This window comes from Brevibacillus sp. MS2.2, assembly GCF_013284345.1.
GTDB classification, from domain to species: domain Bacteria; phylum Bacillota; class Bacilli; order Brevibacillales; family Brevibacillaceae; genus Brevibacillus; species Brevibacillus brevis_C.
Genome location: NZ_JABSUZ010000012.1, coordinates 106,440 through 132,063 on the forward strand (window position 1 = coordinate 106,440; position 25,624 = coordinate 132,063).

The 25,624-nt window shown below is 49.5% G+C and carries 25 protein-coding genes; 8 read left to right on the forward strand and 17 right to left on the reverse strand.

The genetic code is table 11. The features are described from left to right. Positions 1–19 precede the first annotated feature (19 nt). Complete coding sequence (locus HP568_RS13630) at positions 20–571, reverse strand: nitroreductase family protein (protein ID WP_173629349.1); 552 nt, start codon at positions 569–571, stop codon at positions 20–22. 157 nt (positions 572–728) lie between these two features. On the opposite strand from HP568_RS13630, the gene HP568_RS13635 reads away from it, so the two are divergent. Next, positions 729–1,445, forward strand: a complete 717-nt coding sequence (locus tag HP568_RS13635) for a GDSL-type esterase/lipase family protein (protein ID WP_173629350.1) — start codon at positions 729–731, stop codon at positions 1,443–1,445. 45 nt (positions 1,446–1,490) lie between these two features. Here HP568_RS13635 and HP568_RS13640 read toward each other — a convergent pair whose 3' ends face one another. Beyond that, a complete protein-coding gene (locus tag HP568_RS13640; protein ID WP_048034139.1) occupies positions 1,491–2,273 on the reverse strand; it encodes a SagB/ThcOx family dehydrogenase in 783 nt (260 codons plus the stop codon). 125 nt (positions 2,274–2,398) lie between these two features. On the opposite strand from HP568_RS13640, the gene HP568_RS13645 reads away from it, so the two are divergent. Next, complete coding sequence (locus tag HP568_RS13645; RefSeq protein ID WP_173629351.1) at positions 2,399–3,280, forward strand: LysR family transcriptional regulator; 882 nt, start codon at positions 2,399–2,401, stop codon at positions 3,278–3,280. A 21-nt stretch (positions 3,281–3,301) separates the two neighbouring features. On the opposite strand, the gene HP568_RS13650 is transcribed toward HP568_RS13645, so the two are convergent. Continuing rightward, entirely contained in the window at positions 3,302–4,081 is a 780-nt protein-coding gene (locus HP568_RS13650; RefSeq protein ID WP_173629352.1) for a GNAT family N-acetyltransferase, read from the reverse strand. A 29-nt stretch (positions 4,082–4,110) separates the two neighbouring features. Beyond that, positions 4,111–5,538 carry an aminotransferase-like domain-containing protein gene (locus tag HP568_RS13655; RefSeq protein WP_048034146.1) on the reverse strand — a complete coding sequence of 476 codons (1,428 nt, stop codon included), beginning with the start codon at positions 5,536–5,538 and terminating at the stop codon, positions 4,111–4,113. Between the two features lie 164 nt (positions 5,539–5,702). Between HP568_RS13655 and HP568_RS13660 the strand changes: the two genes are divergently transcribed. After that, positions 5,703–6,605, forward strand: coding sequence for a DMT family transporter (locus HP568_RS13660; protein ID WP_173629353.1), 903 nt, complete (start codon positions 5,703–5,705; stop codon positions 6,603–6,605). Here HP568_RS13660 and HP568_RS13665 read toward each other — a convergent pair. Then, positions 6,570–7,424 carry an alpha/beta fold hydrolase gene (locus HP568_RS13665; RefSeq protein ID WP_254551215.1) on the reverse strand — a complete coding sequence of 285 codons (855 nt, stop codon included), beginning with the start codon at positions 7,422–7,424 and terminating at the stop codon, positions 6,570–6,572. The genes HP568_RS13660 and HP568_RS13665 overlap by 36 nt on opposite strands. A 54-nt stretch (positions 7,425–7,478) precedes the next feature. On the opposite strand from HP568_RS13665, the gene HP568_RS13670 reads away from it, so the two are divergent. Beyond that, positions 7,479–8,405 carry a helix-turn-helix transcriptional regulator gene (locus tag HP568_RS13670; protein ID WP_173629355.1) on the forward strand — a complete coding sequence of 309 codons (927 nt, stop codon included), beginning with the start codon at positions 7,479–7,481 and terminating at the stop codon, positions 8,403–8,405. A 98-nt stretch (positions 8,406–8,503) separates the two neighbouring features. Here HP568_RS13670 and HP568_RS13675 read toward each other — a convergent pair whose 3' ends face one another. The 4 genes from HP568_RS13675 to HP568_RS13690 all read right to left on the reverse strand — a co-directional run bounded on the left by HP568_RS13675 (position 8,504) and on the right by HP568_RS13690 (position 13,155). Next, positions 8,504–9,580: a glycoside hydrolase family 15 protein gene (locus tag HP568_RS13675; protein ID WP_173629356.1), complete on the reverse strand. Its 1,077-nt coding sequence runs from the start codon at positions 9,578–9,580 to the stop codon at positions 8,504–8,506. Positions 9,581–9,745: 165 nt separating this feature from the next. Continuing rightward, complete coding sequence (locus HP568_RS13680; protein WP_048034149.1) at positions 9,746–10,570, reverse strand: inositol monophosphatase family protein; 825 nt, start codon at positions 10,568–10,570, stop codon at positions 9,746–9,748. 285 nt (positions 10,571–10,855) lie between these two features. Next, positions 10,856–11,068 carry a CstA-like transporter-associated (seleno)protein gene (locus HP568_RS13685; protein WP_017250626.1) on the reverse strand — a complete coding sequence of 71 codons (213 nt, stop codon included), beginning with the start codon at positions 11,066–11,068 and terminating at the stop codon, positions 10,856–10,858. Beyond that, positions 11,065–13,155 carry a carbon starvation CstA family protein gene (locus HP568_RS13690; RefSeq protein ID WP_173629357.1) on the reverse strand — a complete coding sequence of 697 codons (2,091 nt, stop codon included), beginning with the start codon at positions 13,153–13,155 and terminating at the stop codon, positions 11,065–11,067. Before HP568_RS13690 ends, HP568_RS13685 begins: the two co-directional genes overlap by 4 nt. Positions 13,156–13,411: 256 nt before the next feature. Here HP568_RS13690 and HP568_RS13695 point away from each other — a divergent pair, with 256 nt between their 5' ends. Then, positions 13,412–13,897 carry a hypothetical protein gene (locus HP568_RS13695; protein ID WP_048034151.1) on the forward strand — a complete coding sequence of 162 codons (486 nt, stop codon included), beginning with the start codon at positions 13,412–13,414 and terminating at the stop codon, positions 13,895–13,897. 59 nt (positions 13,898–13,956) lie between these two features. Here the strand turns inward: HP568_RS13695 and HP568_RS13700 are convergent, their stop codons facing one another. The 6 genes from HP568_RS13700 to trxA all read right to left on the reverse strand — a co-directional run bounded on the left by HP568_RS13700 (position 13,957) and on the right by trxA (position 19,885). Next, the gene (locus HP568_RS13700; protein WP_173629358.1) at positions 13,957–14,739 is read right to left on the reverse strand and encodes a LytR/AlgR family response regulator transcription factor; all 783 of its coding nucleotides are present in this window, start codon (positions 14,737–14,739) and stop codon (positions 13,957–13,959) included. After that, positions 14,714–16,441, reverse strand: a complete 1,728-nt coding sequence (locus HP568_RS13705; protein ID WP_048034153.1) for a sensor histidine kinase — start codon at positions 16,439–16,441, stop codon at positions 14,714–14,716. Before HP568_RS13705 ends, HP568_RS13700 begins: the two co-directional genes overlap by 26 nt. Before the next feature lie 161 nt (positions 16,442–16,602). After that, positions 16,603–17,430, reverse strand: coding sequence for a GNAT family N-acetyltransferase (locus HP568_RS13710; protein ID WP_173629359.1), 828 nt, complete (start codon positions 17,428–17,430; stop codon positions 16,603–16,605). Positions 17,431–17,472: 42 nt separating this feature from the next. After that, entirely contained in the window at positions 17,473–18,072 is a 600-nt protein-coding gene (locus HP568_RS13715) for an RNA polymerase sigma factor (RefSeq protein ID WP_217366586.1), read from the reverse strand. 178 nt (positions 18,073–18,250) lie between these two features. After that, positions 18,251–19,342, reverse strand: a complete 1,092-nt coding sequence (hppD, locus tag HP568_RS13720) for a 4-hydroxyphenylpyruvate dioxygenase (RefSeq protein WP_048034156.1) — start codon at positions 19,340–19,342, stop codon at positions 18,251–18,253. A gap of 225 nt (positions 19,343–19,567) precedes the next feature. Further along, entirely contained in the window at positions 19,568–19,885 is a 318-nt protein-coding gene (trxA, locus tag HP568_RS13725; protein WP_048034157.1) for a thioredoxin, read from the reverse strand. Positions 19,886–20,177: 292 nt separating this feature from the next. Between trxA and HP568_RS13730 the strand changes: the two genes are divergently transcribed. After that, the gene (locus tag HP568_RS13730) at positions 20,178–20,582 is read left to right on the forward strand and encodes an RrF2 family transcriptional regulator (protein WP_056489675.1); all 405 of its coding nucleotides are present in this window, start codon (positions 20,178–20,180) and stop codon (positions 20,580–20,582) included. 89 nt (positions 20,583–20,671) lie between these two features. Beyond that, complete coding sequence (locus tag HP568_RS13735; RefSeq protein WP_173629361.1) at positions 20,672–21,358, forward strand: class I SAM-dependent methyltransferase; 687 nt, start codon at positions 20,672–20,674, stop codon at positions 21,356–21,358. A gap of 81 nt (positions 21,359–21,439) precedes the next feature. Here HP568_RS13735 and HP568_RS13740 read toward each other — a convergent pair whose 3' ends face one another. Continuing rightward, positions 21,440–22,858, reverse strand: a complete 1,419-nt coding sequence (locus HP568_RS13740; protein WP_048034161.1) for a hypothetical protein — start codon at positions 22,856–22,858, stop codon at positions 21,440–21,442. A gap of 133 nt (positions 22,859–22,991) precedes the next feature. Here HP568_RS13740 and HP568_RS13745 point away from each other — a divergent pair, with 133 nt between their 5' ends. Next, entirely contained in the window at positions 22,992–24,665 is a 1,674-nt protein-coding gene (locus HP568_RS13745) for a M14 family metallopeptidase (protein WP_173629362.1), read from the forward strand. Positions 24,666–24,727: 62 nt separating this feature from the next. Here the strand turns inward: HP568_RS13745 and HP568_RS13750 are convergent, their stop codons facing one another. Continuing rightward, positions 24,728–25,609, reverse strand: a complete 882-nt coding sequence (locus HP568_RS13750; RefSeq protein WP_048034163.1) for a methyl-accepting chemotaxis protein — start codon at positions 25,607–25,609, stop codon at positions 24,728–24,730. Positions 25,610–25,624: the final 15 nt, after the last annotated feature.

The window sequence follows — 25,624 nt, forward strand, 5'->3', positions numbered from 1 at the left end:
AATGGTCTCGTTTTTACATTTATTCGAACCGAGTGAACTTTTCTTCGGCGGGTGTGCGAGTGCGTGCTGCTGGTACATTTTCCTGATCGAAAAAACCGAGGTGCAGGAAACCAACGACTTTCTCTCCTGGTGCAACACCCAAGATGGCGTGTGCCTTCGGGTCCCAGTTGTGCGCGTTTGTTTTCCAGACGACGCCTAATCCACGCTCCCACGCGAGCAACTGGAAGTTTTGAATGAGAGCTGCCGTCGCACTGAAATCTTCTTCCCATTGTTTTTGGCGCGGATCTTCTTTCATGATGACAACCAAATAAGCGGCTGGTTGGTTGTACATGTCTCTGCGCGCCTGATGGGCTTCTGGAGGATAGCAGGTGATCAGCTTCTCTACAAACGCTTCTTTTTTCTCTGACGATACAAACATAAATCTCCATGGCTCACGAATACCATGGTTCGGCGCGTACACTGCGTCATTCAACAGCTCCAGAACAAGCTCTTCGGACACAGTATCTGGTTTATAGTCTTTTTTAATAGAGCGGCGCTCTCGAATGATTTTGGCAATGGACACAACGGTCACCCTCTTCTCTTCGACTTTCACACTTTGATAATGGTTATCACTCTTATTCAGAACATATGTTATCGCGTACACTCGGCAAAATCAAGTAAGAAGTAAACGAAACTGCACACCACGCTTACAGGGATATGGTAAACTTTTGGTCGAGGAGGGATGTAGCTTGGACGGACAGCGCCCAGCTCTCATAAAGCCCGGATTTTTCAGTATCGATGCGCCAGCAGACAGGCGACGCAACGAATTTGATTTTCATAATGAAGCGCTGCTCTTCCATCAGCAGCCAGTCGATTTTGTTTTTTTCGGCGATTCCATCACGCATTGGTGGGATCTCGCTACCTTTTTTGGCCGGTCGGGTCAGACGATCGTCAATCGTGGAATCGGCGGTGACACAACCGAGCAGGCCCGCAGACGTTTTGCCGCGGATGTCCTCCAATTGAAGCCACGTTACGTGGTGATCATGATCGGGATTAACAATACGTGGGCGTTGGATACATTCTTGCCTTCCGACCGACTGACACCCCAAGAGATTTACCAGCAGGTGACCACTGATGTAGAAGCAATGGTGCATGCGGGTCTCGAGCAAGGCATCCAGCCCATTCTTTGTTCCCTCCTGCCTACATGTATGGACCGATACGCACGCAATCGTGAGCGAAACGAGCTCGCCATCACTATCAATGAACGGTTTCAAGCGATTACTGAACAAACAGACTGTCTCTATGTCGATTATCACTCCCGCATGACGGACGCAGATGGCATTACACTGCGCAAGGAATTGGCCGACGACGGACTTCATCCGCATGTCCTCGGTTACCAGCTCATGGCGACCGTTCTGCGCGATACACTTTCTGCACGTGACATCGCACTTGGCACACCATCATGAATGAAAAAAAGGATGCGGCTTCTTATGCCCATCCTTTTTTGCTGCTTATTCCGGTCGACGGTCCGTCAGCCAATGCCCACCTGCGATTTTGCCTACTGAAGCCATCAAAACAGACAAATGGGACGTGCCATCAATGCCTAAATATTTATTCATGTCGTGATCCATCCAGTGACCAATCGTCGTTACCCCAAGCCCCAGTCCGTTTGCTACCAAATGCAGGTTCTGCGACACGTGCCCGGAATCCCACCAAATATAGCGGTACGCACGCTCTTTGTATTTGTCTTTCGTGCGATCCACCATGGCTGTCCAAACAAAATTGACAGCGGCCCGTCTTGTCACTTCTTGTTCTTCCGTGAACAGATAGGCGATCTCGGACGTGTCTTCTCTCTTCAGTCCCTCCAAGCACCAATTCTGTACATCCAGGTGATACAGGCCTTTCTCCAGCCCCTCCACGTTGTTGATCATCAGGTACGTCTCAATCGGATACAGGGCGCCGGCAGACGGCGTTGTGCGTAATTGATAGTCTCCCAGATCATCTGTGATGCCCTGTGTACCCCACAGTAGGAGATTCAATTCGTTAAGCGTCATGGGCTGCTTCAAGAAATTACGCTTGGATCTTCGGTTGGCGAGGACCTCCCACAAATCGACGGACGCCGGAAACTGCGGCTTGCCCAAATCAATGCGAATAAATACCTCTTCATAGCGCAAATACGTCGCCGGTCTTTTCGAAAAATCGTAACGAGAGGCCCAGCCTTTTTCCAGCTCGCCTACTCGGTAAGAGGTCGCCTCGATAAATTCATTTGCAATTCGCTGCCATTCGGGATGCATCTATGTTCCTCCTCGTATGTTCTTGGTGGTGATGTCTTTTACTATACGAAGCTCTTTTCCATTAGTAAAACAATGATTTATAATATTTTTCATAAGATAAAACTAATGAAAAGGAACGAGGAGACATGACGCTTACCCAACTGCAAGTGTTTGTCGCCGCAGCAAAAGCTGGTAGCTTCACGCGGGCAGCAGAAGAAATCGGCTTTACGCAATCCGCCGTCTCGCAAATGATTCAGACCCTGGAAAAAGAGCTAGGCGTCAGCCTTTTTCAGCGAAGTCGCAGCGGAATCACTCCGACGAGCATCGGAGAGCGAATGCTTGCGCACGCTCGCGACATTTTGAACATTACATCCTGCATGACGGAGGAAGCAAACGTGGCCCGCGGGATTTCGTCCGGTACCCTGCGTATTGCCTCGATCCCCAGCGTCGCCTCCCGCTTTTTACCCGGACTTTTGGGCAGCTTTCGCAAGCGGTTTCCGGCCGTGGACATCCTGCTTTTGGAAGGCGATAGCGATGAAATTAGCAACTGGCTGCATAGCTCGGTTGTCGACATTGCCTTTACCGTTATGCCTGATAAAGAAATGCAAACGTTGCCGCTCTTGCAAGACGAAATGATGGTCATTTTGCCAGATACCCATCCTTTGAAGGACAGTCAAACCCTTCGTTTTTCCGAAATCGCGGAGCGTTGTTTTATCATGCCAAAGGATGGCTGTATCCGAAAAATGCTGCAAGAGAATCACATCACCCCAACGGTTACGTTTGAAGTACGTGAGGTGTATACGATTCTGACCATGGTGCAGGAGTATATCGGCGTCACCATTATGCCTGAACTGTACATGCCACCTGTCATCCCCAAAGTCGTAGCGATCCCTCTGTCGCCCCCGATTACAAGGGAAGTGGTGCTCGCAGTGCGCAATTGGCAGTCGATCTCCCCACTCACGGCAGAGTTCGCCGTTCACAGCCAGCAATATGTAAAAGGTATAGACTTCAAGCCAACGAGCAAGTAGCCACACGAACAAAGCCCTCGCCTATTGGGATTGGCGGGGCTTTTGGTGTGCGAGAAGCTCGGTTAGCCATTTTTCAAATTTGTTGGCACTCATGATTTCATGGGTAATAAACTCACCCTGATAAAACAAGCCAAAGGTCGTCCATATGACAGGCGCGTTCCGTGCTGCTTCCCTCGTTGTCAGCCTATACGCATGAAAGGGGACACTTTTCGCTTCCGCTACTTTTCTCAGCTCTTCCAAAACACCAACAGCAAATGGACACTGCGCTGTGTAATAAATGGTGACGCCTTTCTCCATTGGAGAAGTCGTTCCTATTTTCTTAAAGGACGGCATAGCAGCTTGTTCATTCCATTTCCATGCCACTAATTGAAAATACGGTTCTGCCTGGTCTGCCAGCTCAAACCCCATATGTTCAAAAAAACGCCTCTCACTCAAATACGGGTACTTGTTTTTCCCAACGATATGAACGATTCCGTCCATACCACGTTTGACCGCATCTTCCTTGCAATGATGCAACAATTGTTTTGCATACCCGTTCTCTTTATATCTGCCAGACACCCACAAGCAGTTGATATACATATAATTGGGCGCTTCAATAGGAACCCATGCCATTTCCGCAGGCAAGTACTCAATAAACACTTTTGCCCGCTCATCCAAGCGATAAAAAACCAATCCTTCATCCATTCGCTCTGTCAGCCATTTCTTCTTCTCGGCTACTGCATGTTCGTATTGTTTTGCACCTAATGCACAGCATATGTGCTCCGTTTCTATATTCTTTTTCGTTATTTCTAAATACCCCATTTTCCTCCATCCCCACCTTTCTTCTGCTTTTATCTACGATCGCGGACGATTTGACCCAGTCTTTCGATGCCAGATTCAAAATCGGCGATCGACGAGTACCCATATGACAGCCGCACATATCCTTCTTGGGTCTCCCCGTAAATCTTGCCCGGATTCAGCAGAATGCCCTGGCGTTTGGCTGCTGTAAAGAGCTCCATCATCGAGAGATCTCCTTTCATTTTCAGCCAAATGAAAAATCCTCCGGCAGGCACTTCCCACGTCGCGACTTCACTCATGTGCTTCGTAAGTGCCCGGACAGCAGCCGATCGTCTCGTAACCAACTGCTCTCTGACCTTGTCCATATGACTCTCATACAAGCCACTCGACAGCCACTCCTCCGCCACACGTTGCGATAACGAGCTAACCCCGTAATCCGTCTGCATCTTGATATCGGCCAGACGTTCGATTACTGGCTCAGGCCCCACTACCCAACCAATCCGCAAGCCGGGGGTCAGTGTCTTGGACAGGCTCCCGATGTACAGGACATGTCCGTGTTTATCTCTTGCCTTGAGCGGCAGCGGTGGAGGCTCTTTTGTCCACAGCTCGCGGTAAATGTCATCCTCGATAACCGGCAGACGCTCTTCTTCACATACCCGTAGTAGCTCCAACCGACGTTTTTCTGTCATCAGGATGCCTGTTGGATTATGAAAACAAGGATTGGTGTACAGAATCGCCCCATGCTCCTCTTTTCGCCTCTCATAGATCGCCTGTGCAATCATTCCCTGGCGATCCATCGGCAATCCCGCAAGCTCCATCCCCGCCGACTGGAACACATGCAAAGAATTGAGATACGAAGGCTGTTCCAAAAACACAGTTGAACCTCGATGCAGTAACCCAACCGAAATTAATTGGAGTGCCTGCAATGCACCAGACACGATTAAGACAGAAGATGGCGAGGTTGTAATTCCGTGTCGTCCGACATAATCACTGACCGCTTGGCGCAAGGGGAGGTATCCTCTCGGCTCTTCATATCCAAATCCGCTTAGGTTCCTCGTCACCCGCTCCATGACTTGCTTCATCGCTTCGACTGGAAACATGTCTGGGGAGAGCTCTCCTTTGCTCAACTGAATCAGTTCGGTCTGGAATTCACGCTTGTTGATTTCTTGAACCGCCGTCATGCTTGGCTTGTGCAATCCGGATCTGACGTACTCACTCCAATCCGGAGGTGGTGTCGTAGCCAGCAGCGTCCAGGTGTTATTGACGACGACAGTGCCCATCCCCAGCTTTCCCTCAATCAATCCGTCTGCGGTCAACTCCTCCAATGCCGCAATGACCGTGCTCCGATTGACTTCGAACGATTGTGCCAATTCGCGTTGGCTGGGGATTTTGCTGCCAATCGGCCATTCTCCGCTCGAAATTTTTCCTTTGATAAAATCAATAATTTTCCGATATTTCGGCAACCGTTTCTCTCTGTACAACCTGATCGATCCCCTTCGTCTTCCTCATCTTTCTAGGTAAAAGTGGTTGGTTTTTTTGATAGCCGAGTGGTTGCAGATATTTTACCATTTCTTGATTACCATGGAAAAGATAGAAGAAGCAATGAATAGCTGGTTGGTTTTTCATTTAAAGGAGGGAAGTTATCTTGTTTCATCATGTCAGAAGTCGTATTTTCGCTGCACATGCTATCAGCATTTTGTTATGGGCCTCGGCCTTTGCCGGTATTCGCGTTGGGCTGCAAGCCTACTCGCCGGAGCATCTCTCGCTGCTTCGCTTTCTTATCGGCTCTCTTTTTCTCGGGATACTCGCACTCTTTTTCCGCACCCGTCTGCCGGAGTTAAAGGACGTCCCAGCTATCCTAATGCTTGGGGGCTTGGGTTTTGCCGTTTACCATACAGCGCTCAACTACGGGGAGATGACTGTAAGTGCAGGTGTAGCCAGCCTTTTGGTCACGACGACGCCGATCTTTTCCGCTCTCCTCGCTCTCCTTTTTTTCCGGGAGCATTTCGGTGTGAGAGGCTGGTTAGGTGCACTGATCAGTTTTCTCGGAGTCGCCATCTGCACGATTGGTACAGGAGAAACCCTGTCTATATCAGACGGAATATTCTTGATTTTATTAGCAGCCATTAGCGAAAGCATTTACTTTGCGTTTCAGAAGCCATTCGTAGAAAAATACGGCGTTTTCGCATTTACCGCCTACACCTTGTGGGCAGGTACCTTATGTATGCTCTTCTTTTTGCCCGGGCTTGGCACAGCGATAGCCCAAGCGCCATGGGATGTGACACTCAGTGTTGTGTATTTGGGGATTTTCCCTAGCGTTGTTGCTTATTTGTCCCTCGCCTATGTGACTTCTGTCGTTGGTACCTCAGAGGCTACTACCTCCCTTTATATGACGCCAGTGCTCGCTTTTTTGATTGCCTGGGTGTGGCTGGGTGAAGGTCCTACGCTTGTGACGATGGCCGGTGGCGTTGTGACGCTTGTCGGTGTCCTGCTTGCAACGATGAAGCCTCGGTTATCCAGAAGGACCGTCAAGCACCAAGGCTTTTAGAAATGCCAGTATTTCCATGCTTGTCACTAGCGGCGCATCGATCGGCATCAAGTGCTTGGAACCTGGAATGACTACCGTCTTGCTTTGCGGATGTCTCGTAACCTTTTGAATGAGAGAGAGCTTTACATCGAGCTTGGGCTCTGTCTCCGCCGGGAGAAACAGAACCGGGCATCTCATTTGTGCGTAGGCATCTTCATAGTGCAGATCACAGACTGTCTCCATGATTTGAAGGTTAATGGCAGTGGGTATCTGATACGTGATCAAACCATCAGACAGAGGGTAGATCGTCACATGCTGAAACCATTTTTCATAATACGGGTCCCACGGCTGCCAATGCTGCCTCGCGTATGGCGCAAACTCTTCTCGATGCTGAAACGCTGGCACTGCACGCTTGCTATACTGCTCCAAAATTTCAGCTTTTGATCCTTCCCGCTCGCCATTTGGGCCCACGAAATCAATCATGCCTGAATCCAGATTGATCAGTGAACGCACACGGTCAGGGTACCTTGCTGCAAAAAAGGTGGCGAAATCTCCGCCGAGAGAATTGCCAATCAGATGCGCTCTATCTACCCCAGCATGATCGAGAACTGCCCGTATATCCTCGCATTGCGTACTGATATCGTAGCCAGTAGCCGCATGCTCTGACTGGCCATGTCCACGCAGATCCATACAAATGATGTGGAAATCCGCTGAAAAATAAGGTAACATGTCGTTCCAGATAGATGAGGTCCCGCCTTGGGGGTGCAAAAACAAAATCGTTTCACCCTTTCGCGCACCTTCCCATACATGTAACCTTGTCCCCTGCTGATAAACTGTCATTGACTTCACTTTGACTCATCCCTTCATTCGTTTTAGCTAAAGCGAGGAATACGTATGAACCGAACAGGTCGTTTACTAGAACTGCTTGCGCTTTTCCATACTGGAAAAACCTTTACCGTGGGTGATTTAGCCAATACGTTGTCCGTGTCCAAACGAACGATGCTGCGTGACTTGCACTTGCTCAGCGAGGCTGGTGCACCCTTGCAAGCTTCCCCCGGTCCTGGTGGTGGTTACAGACTGATTCGATCCCATCAGCTAGCGCCCCTTGCCCTCACGACAGAGGAAGCCGTTGCTCTGATTTTGTCGTATGAAGCCCTTCTCTCCTACACGGACAAGCCATTTGCAAAAGAAACCTTGTCTGTGATCGCCAAGCTGCTTGCGAGTCTTCCAACAGACGCTTTGACTAGGGTAGAGGGGTTGCGCAAAAAACTGCGGGTGACGAACCCGAGCAGAAGTGTGGAGGCGCCGTTTTTGCGACCGCTCTTGGATGCTGCTCTATCACAACAAGCTGTGGAGATTACGTACGACTCCCTGAACCGACGAAGCACCCGCATCATTCAACCCGATTATTTGTACGCCTTCGATGGCTACTGGTACTGCAAATGCTTTTGCTTTCTCAGGCAATGCACGATCAAGCTGCGCGTTGACCGCATCCAAGCCATGACGATTGTAGATGTCCCATCTGTCGTGCCTGATCCGCATGTCTCGCAGCATGAAGAACCAGAGCAGCTTCCCCTGCGAATTCGTTTGACGAGAAAAGGCTGCAAACTCGCCGAAATCCACCATCAATTCGGCAATCAGATTACGCTTCTGGCAGATGGCTCTGGCTTCATTACTGATACCATTGCTCCCTCCGACATAGATTGGGTAGCCCGGTTTGTACTTAGTCTGGGAAGAGAAGCGACAGTAGAGGAGCCTGCTGAGCTTATCAATTGGCTACATGAAGAGCTTCATGCTCTGTGTCACTTTTATCCCGGTTGAACACCACTCTGTTTGCTCCTGAAATGAGCATAGCAACAAATGGTGTCAATAGATGTCAGTAATAAGAAAAGCCAGGAAGACCCTCTTCCTGGCTAGTGTCAAATGCCGAGCTCTACCGCCAACACGAGAAACATCGCATGCGACCAAAGGAGCGGCACAGCAGGACGGCCTGCCCTCTCCACCCACATCTCATAATGAGCCGGAGAAAGCAAATGCTCCTGCACTTGTTCAGGCAGTCCGCTCGCTTGGCGCTGGGACATAATCCACACAGCTATCTTTTCAGCTTCTTCACGCTTGCCCGTTTTCACGTAATACCAGCCCAACCACGCGGATAACAGCAGCCACTGCCCTCCGCCGTAATACGTATCGGCTGGATAGCGATGCACCCCGTTTCCTGCGCGCAGCTCCTCTTCTATGGCCTGCACGGTTCGGATCATCAGTGGATCATCGACGTCGAAGATCCCATACGGCAGTGCCAGCCAGAGCATACTTGCATCTACAGAATGGTCCCCGACGGATTTTATTAATCGCCCGTTGGCTATGCCATGCTCGCGTATGAACTGGCGAATGGTCTCTCCTTCTTGAGCGAGTTCGAAAGCTCGGTCGGACAAATAAGGCTCCATCGCCTTGATCCCGGCATAAATGGCTCCTAGCGTCACCGGGTGGATTCGGTCTCCTCCCTCTTCCCAGCAATCAAAGTTCGGGAGCTGCCAGCACGCCATTACATAGTCAATCGTCAGTTCAATAGAAGGCTTCAGCTCGTGAATCAAGTCATGCTCCCCACTCATCCGCACATGCTCAGCCAGCCCCCACAGCCATGTCCCGTAGCCATCGAGCTGAAAGCTGCCCCATTCTCCGGCTACTTCTTCTCCGTCCGCTGTATAGCGCGTATGCAAAAAGCGGTCGTTCCCCGCATCATTTTTATCTAATCCTTTTTTTACAGCCGAAATGGCTGCTCTTGCTTTTGCCTCATGCTTTCGGATCACATCATCGCACCATTGGTAAAACTTGCGGGCGCTCTCATGATTGCCGGTACGGTTCATCGCGTAAGCCGTAAATGTTCCATCGCGGAGCCACGCATACTGATAGTGGACAAATACGGGTGAAGCGAGATACGCCCCCGTACTCGCTTGATGCTGAAGGATCAACTTTATACTTTCCTCGATCAGGGTCATGGTTATCCCCCTTTATTCGGACAAGCCAACTTCGTAATAAATACAGTCGCTGCTCGTCTTCCGACTATGTTTTATAGCATATGCAACCGCCGTCCTAATGGAAACCAATCTGCCTAGCAAAAGAAAACCCGCTGGATGCGTATGTCCAGCGGGTTCTTGTGACATTTAATTTTGTGAAGGTATATCCGTATGTTCGGATTTCAGGTAATGCTGCAGCTCCTCATAAAAAGTCGGGTTGCAAGCCATCACGCTGCTTTTTTGGTCGTACGGTAGTGGTGTCCCCATCATGGTCGTCACCCGGCCGCCCGCTTCCTCTACAATAATGCGAGCGGCCCCGAAATCCCACGCATTGAGCTGCATACTGACGTAGCCATCCAGTCTTCCGGCAGCCACATACGCCATCTCCAGAGCGGCGCTTCCTAAAAGGCGCATACCGCGAACCTTCCCAGCCAGCTTTTTCACGATCAAGTCGATGCCGATTTGCTCAGCACGCTTGTTCCAAAATACGCTCGTGCACAATAAAGCTTGCTCCAGGCTCACTGCTCGATTCACCTGCAAGGGACGATCATTGAGAAAAGCCCCTTCTCCTTTTACCGCATAAAACAACTCGTCTCTGGAAGGATCGTAAACCGCTCCGACCATTCCCTCTCCCTTATGGTAAACGGCAATGGAAACGGAAAAATTGATTTGCTGATGCACAAAATTGGTCGTGCCATCAATCGGGTCGATGACCCAGAGCGTGTCATACTGCTTGTAATCCTCCGCATGTGCACTCTCTTCTCCAAGAATGCCGTGATCAGGGAAGCGTGCAAGAATCATTTGAATGACGTGATTCTCTACTTCTTTATCTACGGCTGTAACAAGATCGGAGGCTGATGTTTTATACTCGACGGTAAAAGGCTCCTTCATTCGCTTCAGACTCAGCTCACCCGCTGAACGGGCGCATTGCAAAGCAAGCTCCTTGAGAGCCGCCAGTGTTGATGCTTGCACACGTATCGCCACCTAAAACTTGACTTATTTTTTCGCAAAGCACGCCCTTTTCTTTTAGAAAGAGAGGCTTCGACGTTTTATTTGATAATGATGAGACAGCTCGTGCTAAAAAACGGTCATGCTATATGATTTAGTGTACCATACTTTACCTGCTGTTACACCACACGTTAGCCATGGGGAGTGCGCCTGAAATATCGTTGCTGCACCCAGCTCCCGAATGATTGAAAAAGGGTCTCTCCCTCGTCATTTTCTGACCGGGGAGACACCCTTTTTTACATGACCACTTTAGCAGCAGCGCGTTACGCCGCCTTTTTCAAATCGTTCGGTCAATGCGTACATGTAATACTCACGCTCTGTCATCGGAAAGATACCCGGTGCCCCATGTGTCTCATACCAATGAGCGAGATAGCGATCATAGTCTGGCATTCCGAAAATCGTTTTAATAGCAGAGCTCACTTTGCGCATTGCCTTTCGCATGGCTCTCAGCTTGCGCCTCATGCTACGTGATGTCCTTTCCCGTCAAATACATTTCCTTTGGACTTGATGTACGGCGACTCCTGCAACGGATAATGCTTGCCGCGGAGAATATTAATCCATGCCCTCGCACCGTCGAGAATGATCCCAATCGTAATGACCATGAAGATTGCACATACCACAGCATCGATCTGGTCGTTGAAGATCATTTTTTGAGCAGCTTCTACTGTTTTTACTCCTTTTGGCAGCGTACCGGCATCCAGAGCCTTTTGGAATGATTCTGCATGCGAGAGGAACCCGATTTTGGGATCAGGATGAAACAGCTTTTGCCAGCCCGCTGTCAGCGTAGCCGTCGTCAGCCAAGCCATCGGTACGAGTGTGATCCAGGAGTAAGCTGCTTTGCCCATTTTGAAAATAATCGTCGTTCCCACTGTAAACGCAATTGCGGCGAGCATCTGGTTGGCGATACCAAAGAGCGGCCACAGAGTGTAAATGCCTCCCAACGGGTCCATGACACCTTGGAGCAGGAAGTACCCCCATCCGATGGTAATGATCCCAGAGCCAATCAGATTACCTGGTAGCCAGTTGACTTCCTTCATTTTCGGAATGACGTTGCCGAGCATGTCTTGTACCATGAATCGTCCGACACGCGTTCCCGCATCGATCGTCGTCAAAATAAAGACAGCCTCAAACAAGATCGCAAAGTGATACCAGAATGCCATTAATGCCTTGCCACCGAGTACACCCGAGAAAATTGTCGCCATCCCGATTGCCAGTGACGGCGCTCCGCCCGTTCGGGAAAGGATCGTCTTTTCCTGAATGTCGTTGGCGAGCGTCGTTAATTGGTCAGGGGTTACGGTATAGCCCCAGCCCGTTATCGTCGTCGCAACCTGGACTGCATCCACGCCAATTGCTGCGGCAGGTGAGTTGATCGCAAAATAGACACCGGGGGTCAACACGCACGCTGCAATCATCGCCATAACCGCGACGCCAGACTCCATCAGCATCCCGCCATAACCGATCAATGGCGCATGCGATTCCTTCGCGATCATCTTCGGCGTCGTTCCGGATGATACGAGTGAATGGAATCCTGATACGGCTCCGCACGCGATGGTAATAAACAAGAAGGGAAACAGATTTCCTGCAAAAACTGGGCCAGTTCCATCAATGAACTTCGTCAGTGCTGGCATTTGCAATGGCGGCAGTGTCAGCACAATTCCCACCGCCAATACCGCAATCGTCCCTACTTTCAAGAACGAGCTGAGATAATCGCGCGGTGCCAATAGCAGCCACACAGGCAAAACAGAGGCAATAAAGCCGTACACAATGATCATCCAGGCAAGCTGGACTTTGGAAAACGTGAAGGCTGGTCCCCATGTTGGCGATGCAGCGACGATTTGACCGAGCCAGAGGGAAAAGAACAAGAGAGCAAGCCCGATAATCGAGCCTTCCAATACCTGCCCGGGTCGTATATACCGCATATACAATCCCATCAATATCGCGATAGGCAGGGTCATGAATATCGTGAAGGTAGCCCACGGTGACTCAGCAAGAGCGTTTACAACCACCATCGCCAAAACAGCAATCAGGATAATCATAATGGCAATAATACCAATCAAAGCGAGTGCTCCGCCAACAGGACCGATCTCTTCCTTGGCAATTTGACCAAGGCTTTTTCCGTTGCGACGCATCGATCCGAACAGAATAATGAAGTCCTGCACCGCCCCACCGATCACGACCCCGACGATAATCCAGATCGTTCCCGGCAAATATCCCATTTGCGCAGCCAACGTAGGACCTACGAGCGGGCCTGCTCCTGCAATCGCAGCGAAATGGTGCCCAAACAACACCCATTTGTTCGTGGGCACGAAGTCTTTGCCGTCGTTGTTCACTTCTGCCGGAGTAGCGCGATTGTCATCGAGTGACATTAGTTTTTTGGCTATGAATTTGCTGTAAAAACGATAAGCTACAGCATAAGTGCAAAATGCGGCTGTCAGTAACCAGAACGAGTTGACTGATTCCCCTTGCCAGAGGGCTATCATCCCGAACCCGACAGCACCCAATGCGGCTATCCCGCCCCAAATCAAGAGGGAAAGAAACCATTTCTTCATCCGAGTCGCCTCCTCCTATTTATCAAATATTCAGGCAATGAACCTTAGAAAAACGTATCACATCGGACAGCTTGCCAACATAAAAAATGGCTGAACCGTACAAAAACAGGCACAAGCTGCACCATCCTCGTTTGAGTGTAAGCGCGTTCAATTTTGGGACGTAGAAAGTCTCCGCCCCGAGTCTGATACAAACTCCCCCACAATATGTTAAAGTTATACATAAATTGGTATGGAAATCAAAAAGGAGAATACGCACATGCGACGAATCGGGGGTTACATCATTATCGGAATCGGAGCGATTTTTGTTCTGGCTACCTACCTGAACGTACCGCTCGCAATGGACTTGCTATGGCCAGTCTTCCTTCTCATCCCAGGAATCGGGTTTCATATTTTCTTTTTTATGAACCCAAAGCCAAATCGCGCTGGATTGCTCGTGCCAGGCGGGATCTTGCTCGTTTATGCCCCACTCTTCTTTTTCAGCCAACTATTTTTTCACGGGGATATGAGCACGACGTGGCCCTTCTTCCTGATCGGTCCTGCCGTAGGGCTTACCGAGCTGTACATATTCGGCAATCGCAAACCCGCTCTCTTGATCCCCATTGGCATCCTCACCGTTCTTGCCATCGTATTTTTGATCGCGAATCTGGCGTCCACCCAAGTAGGCGGCATCCTCGGCCTGATCCTGATCGTATTGGGCGGCATCATGGTGACACGTAAGAAAAACGATGACTATCCCGTGTAGGCAGTCAAAAAAAACAGACCAATCCTCCCCAAACGGGACGCAGGATTGGTCTGTTTCCTTTAAAACCCCAGTCGTTTCTTCAATTCCTTCACGACATTGCGGCTGACTGGCACTTCTGTTTTGCGATGATCCTGCATGACGAGATGAATCGAGCCTTTGAACCAAGGGACGAGCTCTGCCGTTTTGGATAAATTGACAATAAAAGCGCGATGCGTCCGAAAAAACTGCTGACGGGACAGTCTGCTCTCCAGCTCCTGCAACGTAAACGTGGTCGCATATTGCTCACCTGCTGTATAAATGCTCGCATACCTTCCTTCCAAGGTAGCATAGACGATTTCGTTTGGATCAATCAGCATGATTTTGCCGTTTTTCTCCACCGGGACACGACGCGGCTGAGTATCGACCAGCACATTTTGCAGAAGGGACTGTAGCCTTTCCTCCAGTAGAGGTGACGTGTCCAATGCAGGCTCACTTTTCCGCCTCATTCTTCGTACCCGATTCATCGTCTTTTCCAGACGCATTTCGCTGAACGGCTTGACGATATAATCGACGGCTTCGGCCTCAAATGCTCGAACCGCATGAAATTCATAAGCACTTGCGAAGATGATGACAGGTGGATTGACCATGGATTCCAGAAGCTCCTGCCCCACATCGACGCCATCCCTGTCCTGCAAATGGATGTCCAAAAAAACCGCATCCGGCTCTGTCTGAAGCACCGCTTCCAACGCCTCTTCCCCGCTGCCCGCCTCTCCTACTACGGACACCTCCGAAAACTGCTCCAGCAAATACCGCAGTTCTTCTCTGGCAGGCGTCTCATCATCGACGATGAACACTTTGAGCACTGACGTTCACCCCTATCGGTAATTGTATGGTGCATGTTGTGCCGCTCCCGCTTTTGCTCTCGATCACGATTCCATACGGTTCTCCGTAGATCGACTGGAGACGGCTTTTTACATTGGCAAGACCGATCCCGGATAATTGCCGCCCTGCACTCTTCTCATCTAGGGCTGGCTCGAATGGGTCCACTTTCATTCCTACTCCATTATCTGCCACTGTCAGTTCGACGGTTTGCTTTTCTTTGCGGCGCGCACGAATCACGACGGTTCCCCCTTCGCGCTTGGGCAACAGCCCGTGCTTGACCGCATTTTCTACCAGCGGCTGCAAAATCAGTCCTGGCACAGTAAACCGCTCTACCCCATCCTCGATGTCGTACTCTACATGGAGCTTGTCCCCGAACCTCGCACGTTCGATAGCCAAATACGCTTCGATATGCTCCAGCTCACGCGCCAAACTGACATATCCGCCAGAGTCATGTAAATTACGCCGGAAGTACTCCCCCAAATGAATCAACAGTTCGCGCGCCTGTTCGGGCCGGAAGCGAATAAAGGAAACAATCGTATTGAGCGCATTAAACAAGAAATGAGGATTGATCTGCGCATGCAAGGCTCTGATTTCTGCATCTGCCAACAGACGGGACTGCTTCTCTAGCTCAGCCAGTTCGAGCTGACTCGATATCAGGTTCCCCAATCCGCGTACGAGTTCCAAGTCCACCGCCGATAGTTTTCGTGAGCGATCCTGATACAGCTTGAGCACGCCCGCCACTTCACGTCTTCGCATCAGGGGGACAAGGATCGCATAGCGCAAGGAACAATTCGTCTCCCTGCATCCAATCTCTTCCTTCGTCTGGGCAATCTTTACTTCTTTTGTTGATAAAACTTCACGGGTCGCCTTGGTCGTTATGCCTTCTCCCACTACGTGATGGGATGAGCCTGCGCCAACATGTGCAAGTACAGAGCGCGTATCGGTAATCGCTACCGCTGCTACACGCGTCGTCCGCAATATTTCCTCCGCTACCTTATGGGCAGAGTCATACGTCAGTCCTTGACGCAAGTAAGACAACGTTTTGTCCGCTACTTGCAGCGTTCGCTGGGCTTGGAGCGCGCCAATCCGATCCTCTTCCTTTTTGGCCAAATCAATAATAATGATCAAAATAGCAATTCCGACCGAATTGACGATAGACATCGGTACACTTATGGCCTGCACCAATGCCAAAGCGTCAGCGTAAGGACGTGCGATGAGCAGAACAATTCCCATTTGCAGCCACTCCGCCAAGAAACCGACGACGAGTGCTGTCGTCCACCCGATTTTTTTGCTGCGGTTACGGCGGAACTGATAAATTAATCCCGCAAACAAGCCCTCGCTTATCGTCGAGATGGCACAAGCCACATCCGTAAAGCCCCCCAATGAATAACGATGAATCCCCGCAATCAGTCCCGTCATCAGCCCTACCCATGGACCAGCCAGCAAGCCCGCCACGACAGTCCCAATCACGCGTGAATTCGCGATCGCATCCTGATACCAGATGCCATTATATGTACCCAGTATGGAAATAGCAGAAAAAATGACGACCATCAGTGCTTTTTCTCGCCACGTTGCTTGCTGGTTCAATATGCTGCGGAATGCACGTACACGCGTAAACAGCAAGGCCACCACGATCAAAACAGCCGTCCGCTCCGTCAACGGAACCATTAATGCCATGTTCATTTGTTTATCCCACTCCTGTCGCTGCCCGATGGTTCCTGTTCGTTTCTGCAACTAATCAAAATATTCACTTTCCATACCGTATTTCCCTCTTGCTTCTCTTCCTTTCCTAGTGAAAAAGGTTGCCGAAGTGATTTCGACAACCCATGGATACCCGTATCGTTTTAGTATTCGAACTCCAGTATTTTCCCCTTTTCTTTCGGTTCAAATCCTAGCTTTGTTGCCAGTCGCACTGACTCCTCATTGGTTTCCAGCGTGGTCCAGTGCGGGGTCAGCCCATGTTCCATGCAATGCTCCAGGTACGCCACACAAGCTAGCGTAGCAAAGCCCTGGTTCATGTCGGTTTCCTCGTAGGTTTCCACGCTAATTTCATGATCAAGCTCATGGACACAGCAAGACAGGCAAGCACTCACAATCGTATTTCCTTTACATACGCTGAAACCTACACCCCACTGCAAAAAATCATCCACCGAATGATAGAATTCCTCTACAACCTCGATCAGGGTGTTGTCAGGGTCGTCTTCTATGACACCTGCATCGATTCTTTTCAACGTGTATCCTTCAGGCAGAGGGCGATAGCTGATCTTTCGCGCTTGGAATTGCTCGGGATTGAACTGGTAGTAATACTCCCAATCCGTTTCTATCTCTCGATGCGAGATAGCTTTGGTCACTGCCTTTTCCCACGCTTCATCTGGCACAACTGCCAAAAAATGAGTGCCCCCGCATGATTCGGTCGTATATCTGCGTAATTCCCCCTCGATAAAGGCACCCAGATCGGCTGTGAACGCTTCATTGGCAGCATCCCCTACGAAAATACTGATCACGCCGGTTTGATCGACCAATGCTGTCCGGGGCTGCTCCACATCATCTACGTAAATCGCTCCTCGATTTGTCCCATTGATAATCGCATGAATCGTCAAATCGTTCACGTTATCAGGTGACAGCAACGTCCTGATTTTTGCATAATCATTAGGTTCCAATCGATGAATCATCGCAATTTCGTCCCTTTCTCTCTCTTTTGGACATCTGTGTACTTATGCGGCTGACAGCGGAGCGAAGTCATCCAGATTCAGACTCAGCTTCCGCACAATAGTCGGGTCATCGTCCACGTTCCTTTCCTGGGAGGATTCCAGCTCTTCTGCAAGCAGTACGCGAGCCCGGTGCAGCCGGGATTTCACTGTGCCTTCCGGGACACCTACTCGCATGGCGACTTTTTTGATCGGCAAATCCTCGTAATAGTGAAGCCACACGACGATGCGCAGCTCTTGCTCCAACTTCCATACCGCCTCTGTTAGTTCAATCGCTTCGTAGGGGGCTTGTATGGCTATCTCTTCGATTTGCAGTGAAGACAGCTCTACGGTTCGGCTTCGTTTCTTTTTTCGCTGCCATTGTCTGCATTCGTTTATGAGAATTTGGATCATCCATGTTTTGAAATAAGCAGGCTCTCGCAGCGTTCGGATGGCTCTGAATGCTTTCATCATCGTATCCTGCACCACATCGGCACAATCCTCGTCCCGCCCGTTATAGGTTCGTGCCAAGCCATACAAGGTACGCTCGTACATTTGAATGACTCTAGCGAAAGCTTCTACGTTACCGTCCTGTGCAAGCTGAATGTCTTGCTGAACGTCCCTCATGATGATCACATTGCATAAGCCTCCTTTTATCTCCAATTTTTGGTTCCTATTAGTATAGATGATAGAGTCGAGTAAATGGTTCATGAGTTTTTATTTTTCTGCTTCGCAAATAGAAAAAGACCATCCCTTCCGCTTTTTCAGCCTGAGATGGTCTTGTCATGCTCGTTACATCAATGAATTACAGATTACCTCTGCGCTCCTGCTCGCGCTCCAGCGCCTCGAACAGTGCCTTGAAGTTGCCATTCCCGAAGCCTCGTGCTCCTTTGCGCTGGATAATCTCGATAAACAGCGTTGGACGGTCTACAATCGGCTTGCTGAACAGCTGCAAGAGATAGCCTTCGTCGTCTCTGTCAACCAAGACACCCAGCTTTCTCAGCGCCTCGATGTCTTCGTCGATTTCTCCTACACGCTCTTTCAAATCTTCGTAGTACGCATCTGGTACCATGAGGAAATCTACACCGTTATCACGCAGCTTCGATACAGTGTCGATGATGTCGTTGGTCAGGATCGCAATATGCTGCACACCTGGTCCTTTGTAGAACTCCAAAAACTCCTGAATCTGCGACTTGCGGCGTCCTTCTGCTGGCTCATTGATCGGGAACTTGATGCGTCCTGTTCCGCTTTGCATTACTTTGGACATGAGCGCAGAATACTCCGTCGAGATGTCGTCCTCACTGAAATTTTGTACGGCTGTAAAGCCCATGACCTTTTGGTAGTATTCTACCCACTCATCCATGACCTCGACGTTACCAACAATGTGGTCGATGCCGATGATACCCGTACTCTCCCCTTTGACTGGAGATTGGTAAGCTTTAAAGCCTGGGAAGAATGGGCCGTTGTAATTTTTTCGTTCGATAAAGGAATGAATGTTTTCGCCGTACGTACCGATAATCGCTTTTTTGACCGTCCCGAATTCATCGGTATACTCAGTCGGTTCCATGATCGGAATGGCTCCGCGAGAAACGGCCTCCCGGTAAGCCTGCTCACAATCCTCTACACGCAGGGCAACGTCTTTGACTCCGTCCCCATGCTTTTTCACAAAATCCGCGATCGGGCTGTCAGGCGTAAGCGCCCCACTGATCACGAACGTCATATGCTTCTGCTTCAAAACGTAGGAAACCTTTTCCCGAGAGCCTGTCTCCAAACCCGCATAGGCTACTGCTTCAAATCCAAACGCATTTGTAAAATAGTGCATAGCTTGCTTGGCGTTCCCTGTATAAAACTCCAGATAGTCCCAGTCCTGAATCGGGAAAAAATCGGTATTGCTCATTGTCTACCCCTCCGCTTTCCTGTTCAATTATTGACATTATTTTGTGAATTGGGATTATTTTGTCGTTATCTTGAGAGTACATTGGAAGCGCTTCCTCATGCAAGAACACGGAACAACGCGAAAACGCGAAAACGCTTTCATTTATTAAAGTACGCATGCGAATAACAACTGGATACCAAAAAGCCACCGATCAAGTTGACCGATGGCTTTCGCTGCGTTTTCCTACTACTTATGTTTGAAAACAAATTGTTTCAGTTCCGCTAGAGGAGCCGCTCCTACGACTTTGTCGATCAATTCCCCGTTTTTGAGCAAAATGGTCGTTGGCAAACTCATAATGCCATACTGATTGGCAATCTCCGTTTGTTCATCGACATTGACCTTTAGGACTCGCACTTCACTGCTATGCTCCCCATCAAACGATTCGAGTATCGGTCCAAAAAAACGGCATGGCCCGCACCAAGGTGCCCAAAAATTGACGAGGGTGTAGCCTTCGCTTTTTACATCTTGTTGAAAGGTAGTGTCAGTCGTGTGGCAAATGCTCATTTGTACTTTCCTCCCCTTTTTATGTTGAACAGTTATTCAAAATGACCATTACAGAGCTTTAATATCCTTAATAGGGGCAAAAAAAAATAACTCGCTGTACTTGGATCATTTCAAACAACTTGTTCACAGACTTATTGTATCTATAATATCCTTTAAAGATTTTTTGTGTCAAGTTGCACCACCCAAAAATGGTCATCGAAAGTGCAGATGCCAGCACGAATCACTCTTCCCCTTGCTCATGCTTCGCATTCACTTTATGATGGATGTATTAAGTCCATGATTGAGGTGTCTTATGAAGTATTCACAGGCAACAGACTATGCCCTCCATGCGATGCTCTATCTGGTGGCAGAAGCGCCTGATAAACCCGTTAGTGTTCAGCTTTTGGCAGAGAAGCTAGGCGTTTCACAAACGTACCTGTCCAAAATGCTGACGAAACTGGTCAAGGCTGGGTTGATCCACTCTGTCTCTGGCGCAAATGGCGGATACAAGCTCAAACGCAACCAGGATGATATATCGTTTCTGGATGTTATCCAAGCTATTGAAGGGACAACCTCCTTGTTTGAATGCAGCTTCCATCATGATAGTGCGTGTCTGATTCAACAGGTTGTGGCTGACGCCGAGCAGCAAATGATGCAAACGCTGAAGAATAAAAAAATTGCTGACTTGGTCGCACATATCCCCAACCGTTTGACGTAAAACAACTTCCTTGAAAAGCTCCGGCCACCTCGACCGGAGTTTTTCTTCATAACGGTATTGCTCAATCGATGAGAAGGGCGTGAACAAGGATGAGCCAATGGACAGAACAAGCCGCCAAGCAATGGGATCAATTTGCAGAAGACTGGCGAAAACGAAGTGAGCACATGTGGGAAAAAGGTAGCCGCAGCACCATCCTCCCCTATTTTATGAAGCATGTACCTGTCGGATCGGGACCTGTTCTCGATGCAGGCTGTGGTGACGGCTATGCCAGTTGCAAGCTCGCAGAGCACGGCTATCAGGTGGAGGGCATCGACATTGCCGGGGAAATGATTCGCCTCGCTCATGACCGGGTCATTTCCTTCCCAGGCTCTGTTCATTTTCAGACAGGAGACATCAGCAACCTTCCTTTTGCCGATGATTCATTCTCCGGTGTGCTCTCCATTAATGTAGTGGAATTCACGCCAGCTCCGCTCAAGGCACTCTTGGAGCTTCACCGCGTGCTCGCTCCCGGAGGAATTCTCGTCTTGGGAATCCTCGGTCCTACAGCTGGCCCCCGTGCACATAGCTATCGCAGACTATACGAAGAGACGACGATCCAAAATACGATGATGCCCTGGGAAGCCAAACAGTTGGCGAGCGAAAATGGCTTCACATTGCTGGGCGAAGAGCCAGTATACAAAGAAGGAATTACGCCAGATATCGCCGGCCGCCTAAGCGTAGAGCTGCGGGAGGCTGTCAGCTTTTTGACCTTGTTTGCTTTGCGGAAAATAGATTAAATGAACTTGCCGATACATGCAAAAAACCCGCAGGAAAGCACTCTGATAAAGTGTCCTTCCTACGGGTTACCATTCCATATGTTAACGGTACTGAACATTATTCAGTTGCATCCACATCAATTTACTGTCAATCAACAAGGCAAGCGTCATCTCATCCATCCCGTGCAGTTGACGGTACAAGCGCTGGGTTTCGACCAAGTCATTGTAGGTCAAGAACGGATAGTCCGGTCTTCCGAATGTCCCGTCCGGAAAATAAGCGTAATGCAAATCGCCATTTCCGAGAATCCACTGCGATCCGAGGTTTACCACACCGTAGAGCATGATGTCTGCTAAGTCTTTGTCTACCCGGTCCCCGAATTGCATGTAGCTTTTGTAGAGAAAATTGATTTCCGCCAACTGGTGATTCAAAGAAACATGTGTCTGAATCATTGGATTCGTTGCTGTCGCGTAGTCAGAAACCAGCCACCCTTGCTGTACACCAGCGATGACAAAACGGTTCATGGCTGCGTGATTGTGAAAGTAAGAAGCATATTTTTTCGCCGATTGGCAAAAGTCATTTTCTTGATACTGATCACAGCCCCGCAGCATCAGATCAGCCGCTCCTGTGTTGAATCTCGTATCGTAAAAGCCCTCTGGTATCCCGTAATCGCCGCTTAGCCACAAGGAGCGCGGCTGTGTCTTCCAGTACCCCTCAGGCTCCTGCTGCTTCAGGCTCGCTTTCAACATCACATAGCCCATATCCCGGGCAGCCTTGCTTCCACCTGTATATAAAAAGGAGCGAAGGACATAATTTTCAGGAATCCGCCAAAAAGAGGACTCCGAAGTCGGCTCGTACGTTGAAGGACTTTGATAGTAATACCCGTCGTACAGCCATTTTGCCTTTTCCGTTACGTCCAGGTTAAGCCAGACGCTGTCAATCGATTGTTCTCCCCAAGGAACGAGCGGATCTCTCGAATCGAGTGCCCACATTTCGCTGATAAAGCCTGCTTTCATCGGCAGCTTGATCACCAGCTCGACACCAGATGATGTCTGTTTTACTTCGATTGGCAGCGCCAATGCCGGCTTTTCCTCAATCGTGGCTCTGCCTTTATCCACGTAGGTAATCGGCTTACCTAACCAAATATACCTGCCCTCCGTCTCTACAAAACCAGAGGCAAGCGGAAGGGTCTGGACCTGATCAAGTGTGACGACCTTCCAATACGGTTTCTTCGACTCATCATAGGCTCGATAGCGAAACATCATGTTCTGACTGTTGCCCTGAATCGGGAGGGTGAAAACGTAGGGCATCATATTGCGCTGACCTGTCAGTTTATGCGCCCAATACGTGACACCATCTGGGAAACGAAATTCTTGTTTTTGGTGCATCGCGCCATTCAAGTGGTCAACAGTTTCTGTTTCTGTTGGTTTTTTCCATTCGTTTGCAGAAAGATTGCTCGGAAAGAAACTACTTACGGCGATGGCCGTCATCAAAAGGAGCATTCTGCTGATTTTTCTGACCATGTCATCCCCCTATTCTATTAAAGGAGAACCGAAAGTCCTACTTTAAAATGAATATTTCGTAGCGATTATTATTTTTATAATAATCTGATAAATTAATCATAGGTGTCTACTTCTATTTCGCAGGAGGGAATTTATGGACAAGAAAGTACGCTACGTTGTTTCTACAGCACTCGTAATATCTCTGTTCACCAGCCCCTCAATCATCCATGCCACTCAAGCTGAACCACAACCCCACATTCCTTATTACGGAATAGGGCCAACCTATGTACAGCCTGCACAGATTGAGAGCTTGTTTCCCAAGCCAACTATCCAGTTTGGGACACCCGGCTTCCAAGAAGGAAAAGAAGCTTTTACGTCCCAGGAAGAAATGATGGCTTACATAAGCAAATTGGCAGCAGGCAACAAGGAAATCAAGCTGCTATCCATCGGTACATCATTGGAAGGTCGTGATATCCCCCTGCTGCTATTCAGCAAAGACCACGGCAAACTCAAACAAAACAAGGAGAAGCCACTCATCTGGCTACAGGCACAAATCCACGGAAATGAACCCGCCTCTGGTGAATCTGCTCTTGTGATCGCCAAATGGCTGGCAGAAGGAAAACTTGGCGCCGACCTCCTGGATCAAGTAAACGTCGCGATTGTTCCTCGCATCAACCCGGATGGCTCCTACCAGTTCAAACGCTACATCGCGACAGAGCTGGATGCCAACCGCGACTACATGAAGGTAGAATATCCAGAGGTCCAAGCAGTTCACCAAGCTCTCAATGCCTATCAACCTGATGTGGTGCTTGACGCCCACGAATACGGTGTCTCTTCCAGCCAGCTTCGCGATGTTGGGGAAAAAGGCGCGATCTCTTCCTACGATGTTCTGATCTCCTCTGCGAAAAACTTGAATATCCCCGCCAGCCTGCGCAAAATGTCAGACAACCTGCTCTTGGCTGACGTTCAAAAAGCACTCGACAAGGAGCAACTTTCTCATCACGCATACTATACGCTTGCAAAAGGCAAGGACGGAAAAGTGACCGCAACAGAAGGCAGCACAGAGACGAGAATCGGACGCAATGCCTTGGGATTGAAAAACACGTTGACCTTTTTGGTGGAAACACGCGGCATCGGCATTGGACGCGCCGATTTTGAGCGCCGTGTATACAGCCAGGCCATGACTCACGCTGCTGTCATCCAATCAACAGCGGCCAACGCCAAAGCAATCAAGTCCGCTGTGACCCAGGCACGCGCAGAAATCACGGAAAAAGGCAAAAAGGCAAACGACAACGACAAACTCGTCATCCTGAGTGAGAATAAGCGAGTACCGGGTCAAACTCTCGATGTGGTCGATCTAGCCACCGCAAAAAAAGTGCCTGCCCCCATCGACTGGGTAAGCTCCACAGATGCCTATCCCGTACTCGAACGCGAGCGCCCCACTGCTTATCTCATGCCTCCTGGCTACCATGAAGTCGCAGCCAAGCTGGAACTGCTCGGTGTTTCAGTAAGCAAGCTATCAAAAGAAACAACCATAGCGGTAGAAAGCTACACCATTTTGGAAAACAAGGTGAATACGATTTACGAGAATGGGCATTTCACCAACCAAGTGACTGCAAATGTAACAGAAACAACGAAAACCTTTCCTGCGGGTAGCTACGTGTTCAGCATGGCTCAGCCAAACGCCAACTTCATAGCATTGGCCTTGGAACCGGAATCGGTAGACAGCTACGTCACGTTTAACTTCTTGCCCGTTGAAAAGGGCGATGAAGTCCCGGTGTATCGCTATATGCTGGAGCAATCGCTACCTACCATCCAAATGAACTAAAGGAAAAATTCCCCTCTCTAAAGTTAGACTCCTGAGAGGGGAATTTTGTTACATGTATAGGCTTACTTTATTTCAAACACTTCTTGGGCAAGCCCTGCCAGCTTTTGCGTATTGTCGCTCACTTCGACCATCGTCGCAGAAATTTCCTCCGTAGCGGCTGCCTGACTCTCCATGGTTTGATTAATCAATTCAATCGAATTTTGCAGCAGGGTTATCAAATCCCGGATGGAATCTGTGGTTTGCTTGATTTTGTCTGCATTCGCCCGTGAATCCGTCGCCATATTGCGAACTTCATTTGCAACGACAGCGAACCCTCGCCCTGCATCCCCTACTCGCGCAGCCTCAATGCTCGCATTCAGTCCCAAAATGTTACTTTGATCAGCGATTTTTTTCACGGCGAGCGTAATTTGCTCGATCTCAGTCGTACTTTGGCTCACATCATTGGCTTGCTCTGAGATCGCCTTCATTTGCTCGTTTAAATTCCCGATCTGCACAGCCATCTCATGTGTGGTGGCGCTGACCTGCTCGACGACGCTCGAGAGATTTGCCGCAATTTCATACAGCTCATTGGCTCGCTCCATGCTGGAACCAATGCCGACACCACCGATGACTTTTCCCGTGTGATCATGCAGAGGGATCGCCCGTGCGATGAGAGGAAACCCAAATAATTCCTTGGGGACCATCATCGCCTGCTTGGTGTTTTTTCGAATCGCGTTGGTGATCACATCTCCTTCCTGGAGTGGATCACCCGGCTTGACTTGCAGTGCAAATGTTTGGGCAGGCACATTGCGCAATAGCTTTTCCGTGTCATAGACCCCAATGGTAATGTCATCGGAGAGCAAATCATTTAAATAGGGGGCAACCTTGATGAACGCCTCGAGCAGCTCTGCGTTTTTCCCCTCTTCGGAAGCTTCCGTTTCGTTCCATTCTACGTAACCGTTCATGACCCTCTTCACCTC

Excerpts from the sequence above, each read along its gene's own strand:
- HP568_RS13640 (WP_048034139.1), bottom strand. The coding sequence starts at position 2,273 with ATGCATCCCGAATGGCAGCGAATTGCAAATGAATTTATCGAGGCGACC.
- HP568_RS13645 (WP_173629351.1), top strand. The coding sequence starts at position 2,399 with ATGACGCTTACCCAACTGCAAGTGTTTGTCGCCGCAGCAAAAGCTGGT.
- HP568_RS13650 (WP_173629352.1), bottom strand. The coding sequence starts at position 4,081 with ATGGGGTATTTAGAAATAACGAAAAAGAATATAGAAACGGAGCACATA.
- HP568_RS13665 (WP_254551215.1), bottom strand. The coding sequence starts at position 7,424 with ATGACAGTTTATCAGCAGGGGACAAGGTTACATGTATGGGAAGGTGCG.
- HP568_RS13670 (WP_173629355.1), top strand. The coding sequence starts at position 7,479 with ATGAACCGAACAGGTCGTTTACTAGAACTGCTTGCGCTTTTCCATACT.
- HP568_RS13675 (WP_173629356.1), bottom strand. The coding sequence starts at position 9,580 with ATGACCCTGATCGAGGAAAGTATAAAGTTGATCCTTCAGCATCAAGCG.
- HP568_RS13685 (WP_017250626.1), bottom strand. The coding sequence starts at position 11,068 with ATGAGGCGCAAGCTGAGAGCCATGCGAAAGGCAATGCGCAAAGTGAGC.
- HP568_RS13690 (WP_173629357.1), bottom strand. The coding sequence starts at position 13,155 with ATGAAGAAATGGTTTCTTTCCCTCTTGATTTGGGGCGGGATAGCCGCA.
- HP568_RS13695 (WP_048034151.1), top strand. The coding sequence starts at position 13,412 with ATGCGACGAATCGGGGGTTACATCATTATCGGAATCGGAGCGATTTTT.
- HP568_RS13705 (WP_048034153.1), bottom strand. The coding sequence starts at position 16,441 with ATGAACATGGCATTAATGGTTCCGTTGACGGAGCGGACGGCTGTTTTG.
- HP568_RS13710 (WP_173629359.1), bottom strand. The coding sequence starts at position 17,430 with ATGATTCATCGATTGGAACCTAATGATTATGCAAAAATCAGGACGTTG.
- HP568_RS13715 (WP_217366586.1), bottom strand. The coding sequence starts at position 18,072 with ATGAGGGACGTTCAGCAAGACATTCAGCTTGCACAGGACGGTAACGTA.
- hppD (WP_048034156.1), bottom strand. The coding sequence starts at position 19,342 with ATGAGCAATACCGATTTTTTCCCGATTCAGGACTGGGACTATCTGGAG.
- trxA (WP_048034157.1), bottom strand. The coding sequence starts at position 19,885 with ATGAGCATTTGCCACACGACTGACACTACCTTTCAACAAGATGTAAAA.
- HP568_RS13730 (WP_056489675.1), top strand. The coding sequence starts at position 20,178 with ATGAAGTATTCACAGGCAACAGACTATGCCCTCCATGCGATGCTCTAT.
- HP568_RS13735 (WP_173629361.1), top strand. The coding sequence starts at position 20,672 with ATGAGCCAATGGACAGAACAAGCCGCCAAGCAATGGGATCAATTTGCA.
- HP568_RS13740 (WP_048034161.1), bottom strand. The coding sequence starts at position 22,858 with ATGGTCAGAAAAATCAGCAGAATGCTCCTTTTGATGACGGCCATCGCC.
- HP568_RS13745 (WP_173629362.1), top strand. The coding sequence starts at position 22,992 with ATGGACAAGAAAGTACGCTACGTTGTTTCTACAGCACTCGTAATATCT.
- HP568_RS13750 (WP_048034163.1), bottom strand. The coding sequence starts at position 25,609 with ATGAACGGTTACGTAGAATGGAACGAAACGGAAGCTTCCGAAGAGGGG.